Consider the following 5,653-nt stretch of genomic DNA (forward strand, 5'->3'; position numbering starts at 1 on the left):
CTAAATTTGTAGTTGAACAATTTAACACTTTTTCTAATCATTTAGCCAATTTTGCTTTAAAAGCAGTAAATGAAAACTGGATTGATGTTTATCCTCATAGCGGTAAAGTTGGTGGTGCTTTTTGTTGCAACCTTCATAGTATTAAAGAAAGTCGTTTTCTATTAAATTATGGAAATACTTTTTCTGATGTCATTACAATGGCACATGAATTAGGTCATGGTTTTCATGGTGAATGTTTAAAAAATGAAACTATCTTAAATAGTGAATACCCAATGCCAATTGCCGAAACTGCTTCAACTTTTTGTGAAACGATCGTTACTAAAGCAGCATTAAAAAATGCTGATAATAAAACTAAGTTAGCTTTATTAGAAGATGAGTTATCTAGTGCAACTCAGGTAATCGTGGATATTTATTCTCGTTATCTATTTGAAAACAGCTTTTTTGAAAAAAGAAAAAATGGCGCTCTATCTGTAAAAGAAATCAAAGAATTAATGACTTCCTGTCAGCTTAAAGCTTATGGAAATGGTTTGGATTCTCAATACTTACATCCATATATGTGGACTTGGAAGCCTCATTACTATGATGCCAGCTATTCTTATTATAATTTTCCTTATGCTTTCGGTTTATTATTAGCGAAAGGATTATATGCAATCTATAAGCATAAAGGAGCTTCTTTTTCTAAAACTTATGAAGACTTATTATCACTTACTGGTAAAATGGATTTAGAAACGGTATGCAGTAATGTAGGAATAGATCTTAAAGATAAAAGCTTTTGGCAAGCTTCAATTGACACTTTTAAAGAAGATATTGAATTGTATAAAAAATTATTGTTGGAAGGCTAATTATTAGACTTCCTTTTTTAATACTGGTATAATTTTAAAAAAGGAGGAAATCATGGAAGCTAGAGAAGTATTAAAGAACTATCATAATTTTGCAGTAATTGGGGTAACTAATAATCCTGATAAATATGGTTATAAGATTTATAAATGTTTAAAAGAATTAGGTAAAAATGTTTTTGGTGTTTCTCCAATTTATAAAGATATCGAAGGTGAAGCTACATATCATAATTTGTCTGCAATCAATGAACCAGTTGATGTAGCGGTATTTGTCGTAAGTCCTAAATTTGGTGTTGATTATCTTAAAGAATGTCAAAAATTAAAGATCGATAAAATCTGGTTACAGCCAGGAACTTATGATGATAACTTGATGGAACTAATCAAAACTGCAAAATTTGATTATTATCAAAATTGTGTTCTTGTTGAAAGTCAAAACCTATAGGTTAGTATTATGCTAACCTTTTTTTATATTATTAGTTGCTTTAAATCAATTTTTTTTATACAATTAGAAAAAATTATAAAAAAGGAGAATCGAATGGAAAAAAAACAAAAGCGTAGCACCTTTTCAGGGCGTTTAGGCTATGTTATGGCTGTTGCCGGTTCTGCAGTTGGACTAGGGAATATTTGGCGTTTTCCATACTTAGCAGCCAAATACGGCGGTGGAACATTTTTAGTAACTTATTTTATTTTAGCTGTAACTTTTGGATTTGCCCTATTAATAAGTGAAACAGCTTTAGGAAGAAAAACTAAAAAAAGCCCTATTGTTGCTTATAAACAATTGGGAGCAAAAAAATTAAGAATTGGTGGGTGGCTTAATGCCATTGTCCCAATCTTAATCGTTCCTTATTATTGTGTAGTTGGTGGCTGGGTATGTAAATATTTATTTGAATTTTTATTTAATAGTAGTACCTCACTTACAAATAACGATTATTTTACTAATTTTGTCTCACTGCCTGTCCAACCAGTAATTTGGTTACTTGTTTTTGCTTTATTGGTAGTAATTGTCGTTATGCTGGGAGTTGAAAAAGGAGTTGAAAAATGCAGTAAGATCATGATGCCAGCTTTAGTTGCCATGGCCTTATTTATTGCTGTATATGGACTTTTTATTCCTGGTGCCGGTGAAGGAGTTAAGTATTATTTAATTCCTGATTTTTCTAGATTTTCACTAACTACAATTGTAGCTGCAATGGGACAAATGTTCTATTCACTTTCAATTGGAATGGGAATCTTATTTACTTATGGTTCTTATATGAAAAAAGATATCGATATGGAACAGTCAATTACTCAAGTTGAGATCATGGATACAGCAATTGCTTTTTTAGCCGGATTAATGATCATTCCAGCTGTCTTTGCATTTTCTAATGGCAACATTGAAACTTTACAAGCGGGACCATCATTGATGTTTATTACAATGCCTAAAGTATTTGCAAGTATGCCAATGGGAAGTTTTATTGGAATTGTCTTTTTTACGTTAGTATTATTTGCTGCATTGACATCTGCTATCTCATTAATGGAATGTTGTGTTTCAATTATTCAAGATAGCTTTACTATCTCAAGAAAAAAATGCTGTTTAATTATTTTAGGAATTATTGTAATTTTAGGTATTCCATGTTCCCTTGGATTTGGCATATTAGACTTTATTGCTCCACTTGGTTTATCTATTTTAGATTTCTTTGATTTTATGACAAATTCAATCATGATGCCAATTTCTTCAGCTTGTACTTGTTTATTGATCATCAAAGTAACAGGATTGAAAACGGTTGTCGATGAAGTTGAATATAGTTCTAAGTTTAAACGCAAAAAAGCTTATTTATTCTGTATGAAATATATTGTTGTACCTGGATTATTAATAATTTTTATAAGCTCTGTACTATCAGCTTTAAATATTATTTCAATTTAAAAAATGCAATCGCGATGATTGCATTTTTTACTGTAATCTTACATTTTATCCATTTCAATTATTTGCTTTCAAACAAGAATAGTATTTAAACGAAAAATTTAACTAATCTTCTAATTTTACCATATAATTTTAAACCTTCAGCAAAATTTTATCATTAGAAGCAAAGTTTTCTAGACGCCATTTTATACAGCTATGATTATATTGAACATTTAACAATCCATTATACCCTACCATATTCTCTAATACTTCTAGTTTAAAATAATCCAACAAAAATTCAGGAAAAGCACTCAATACCATAACGCCACCAAGTACTTTTATGTATTTATCAAATTGTTTTTCAAAAATATTTTTTGGTATAATTTTTTTTAAATACTCATCTCTAGTTAAACCTGATTTTAGATCAAATAAACAATAGATAGAACTTATATATTTTAATAACACATATCGCCAGTCATCATTACTATATTTAGTTAAATTATCTCTTATCGTAAAACCAGCTACAAAAGCCTTATAATCTTTACCCATATCAATTCTAGTAAAACATGAAATTTCATCATTACAAATTTCAAATCTATTAAAATGCTTTATTGACTCTACCATAGGATAACTAATATACATTTTTCCGTTTTCTGTTTCATTATCAAATGTTTCCAACATTTTTTTCATAACATCATTATGATTACAAGTTGCCGGTAAATTATCATTATGACCATCGTAATCAAAAAATAAATATATTTCTGAATAATCTTCTCTATTTAATTCTCTAAAATCAATATCATTAATATTATCAATTCTCTTTGTTTTTTGATTTTCACTAACTTCTTTTATTAATTCGATAATATCTGTATCCCCATCATCTTCATGAATTTTTTTCCAAAGAGCATAAATATTAGTACACGCTGGCAATATTATTGGTTTAATCTCTGCCTTATTAAAAAAATTTTTTTGTAAATTATTAATTATTAACGGTTCTGATTTAGTACCCTCGATAATAAAAGCAATTTTAGTTCTATGTTCATCATTCATCAAAGGCACCTGCTTTATACATTTTTTGAAGATTATGGGCTTTTCTAAGCTCCTTATCAGTTAAATCACACATTGCTTTAATTCCTTTATTTTGAAGAATAAATAAACAATCAGGTCTGAAAAGATCATTATTCATTAAATTTGTATTATGTGAGGTAAATAGAACTTGTGCATTAGTACGATTAATAATTTCTTCTACAATTTCTCTAGATAATTCAAAATGATAATAAGCATCAAATTCATCCATGAAAATAAAAGATGCATCTTCTCCATTAATAAGCCAATAGTAAAATAATGCTAAAGATTTAGTCCCAGTTGAGGCAACTGAATAAAAATCAGCTTCTCCATGTTTATATTTAACATAAATTTTATTTTGACCATTAATTTCCCTTGAAATAAGTCGACAATTAATTTCACGTTCATTTAAAAAATTTTCAAAATCGTTAAGTTTCCCTTTTTTTACTATTGCATCAGCTATTGATTCACTTCCATTTTTATAGCCAAAATAACGATTATAATCCAAAGAATAAAAAAGCAGCATTTTATCAACAAAATCAATAAATTGTTTAAAAACATCATTTGTAAAATCTTTTTCTAATACAGAATTATTATTAATATATTTAACAAAAGAAAGTTTATTATTATCTAAAACCTTATTTAAGTTTTCTGTTCCTGATAGTTTACAAATACCGTGATTTATAGAATAATCATATTCAATTACAGTTTTTCCATTAATTTTTAGAATTTCATTGTTTAATTGTTCTGGATCAATTTTTGAATATTTATATTCTACTTCAACTCCATCAAATTTGAATAGATAAACAAATGCTACATATTTTGAATCAGAATTTAAATTTTTGTAAGGAAATACGTCAATAGTTGTTTTCTCTTTATCAGTTAAATGATTTACAATATCAAATATTGCATACCCTAAATTTGATTTACCTGAAGCATTTTTTCCAAATATAATTCCACCACGTACTGCATTATTTTTGATTAAATCCTTCTTGAATTCATATCCCTTTGTATTAGATAGATCTAAGACTATTTTATTTTTAAAATTTTTAAAATTTTCAACCTCAAATTTAATTAACATTACATTTCCTCTTCTTTCATTAAAACTATCATATCTTTTTTTCTAAACTTTTTCAATATTTACCGTAAAAAAAATACAGTAAAACTAATCTACTATAGTATTGAACAAATATATACACACATACATAATTTAAGAAAATTAAAAAATAATTTTAAATAGGAATAGTAGATAAAAAAGGCTGTATAATTAAGTCATGGATTCAGTTAGTATTAAACAACCTAATTACATTAGAAATGTATAACACATCTCAACTGTTTTTATCATTAGATTTTTCAGTATTTTTAAATTAGAACTTTATTATAGGTGATCCTTTTTTTATTGACAACTTTTAAAAATGATTATAGAATGATGCTACAAAGAAGCGGCAGTAACTCTACGGGGGCTGCGGCGGAAAGCCTGTCATTCTATAATGGCAGTTTTTTCTTTATTAAGGAGCAAAACTAATGAAACCTTTTAAAACAATCGATAAATAATATGAACTTCTAATATCTAGAGGATTAAATTTCACCAACGAAGAAAAATCTAAACATTTTCTTTTAAATAACAACTATTATAATGTTATAAATTATTATCTAAAAATCAATATGCTTTGTTAGACAACACAAGATTGAAAACTATTGATATCAATGTCATCTAAAATAGTTCAGGATTCTCCGAAGAGTAGTATAATACGCCAAAAATAGCACAATCAAATAACAAAACCGAAAAACAAAAAACACCTATCTAAAACAACTGTTTCCGTTTTTCATTAAAATTATCATATCTTTTTGTTTCAACAATTATTCAACTTTAATA

General features: G+C 27.3%; 5 protein-coding genes. 3 read left to right on the plus strand and 2 right to left on the minus strand.

The features are described 5' to 3' along the window. The 3 genes from J7M77_RS05730 to J7M77_RS05740 form a co-directional block, all read left to right on the plus strand. A partial coding sequence (locus tag J7M77_RS05730; RefSeq protein WP_296876877.1) for a M3 family metallopeptidase occupies positions 1–842 on the plus strand: 842 nt, incomplete at its 5' end. A gap of 52 nt (positions 843–894) precedes the next feature. Continuing rightward, complete coding sequence (locus J7M77_RS05735; protein ID WP_296876878.1) at positions 895–1,278, plus strand: CoA-binding protein; 384 nt, start codon at positions 895–897, stop codon at positions 1,276–1,278. 93 nt (positions 1,279–1,371) lie between these two features. After that, entirely contained in the window at positions 1,372–2,736 is a 1,365-nt protein-coding gene (locus J7M77_RS05740; RefSeq protein WP_296876879.1) for a sodium-dependent transporter, read from the plus strand. Positions 2,737–2,865: 129 nt separating this feature from the next. Here the strand turns inward: J7M77_RS05740 and J7M77_RS05745 are convergent, their stop codons facing one another. Both J7M77_RS05745 and J7M77_RS05750 read right to left on the minus strand, forming a co-directional pair. Further along, on the minus strand, positions 2,866–3,762 hold the full coding sequence (locus J7M77_RS05745; RefSeq protein ID WP_296876880.1) for a hypothetical protein: 897 nt from the start codon (positions 3,760–3,762) through the stop codon (positions 2,866–2,868). Continuing rightward, the gene (locus J7M77_RS05750; RefSeq protein WP_296876881.1) at positions 3,755–4,858 is read right to left on the minus strand and encodes an ATP/GTP-binding protein; all 1,104 of its coding nucleotides are present in this window, start codon (positions 4,856–4,858) and stop codon (positions 3,755–3,757) included. Before J7M77_RS05750 ends, J7M77_RS05745 begins: the two co-directional genes overlap by 8 nt. Positions 4,859–5,653: the final 795 nt, after the last annotated feature.

The organism is Thomasclavelia sp., from assembly GCF_017889095.1.
Taxonomy (GTDB): Bacteria; Bacillota_I; Bacilli_A; order Erysipelotrichales; family Coprobacillaceae; genus Thomasclavelia.

Bases quoted from the DNA above. Each gene is read 5' to 3' on its own strand.
- J7M77_RS05750 (WP_296876881.1), bottom strand. From the start codon at position 4,858: ATGTTAATTAAATTTGAGGTTGAAAATTTTAAAAATTTTAAAAATAAA.
- J7M77_RS05740 (WP_296876879.1), top strand. From the start codon at position 1,372: ATGGAAAAAAAACAAAAGCGTAGCACCTTTTCAGGGCGTTTAGGCTAT.
- J7M77_RS05745 (WP_296876880.1), bottom strand. From the start codon at position 3,762: ATGAATGATGAACATAGAACTAAAATTGCTTTTATTATCGAGGGTACT.
- J7M77_RS05735 (WP_296876878.1), top strand. From the start codon at position 895: ATGGAAGCTAGAGAAGTATTAAAGAACTATCATAATTTTGCAGTAATT.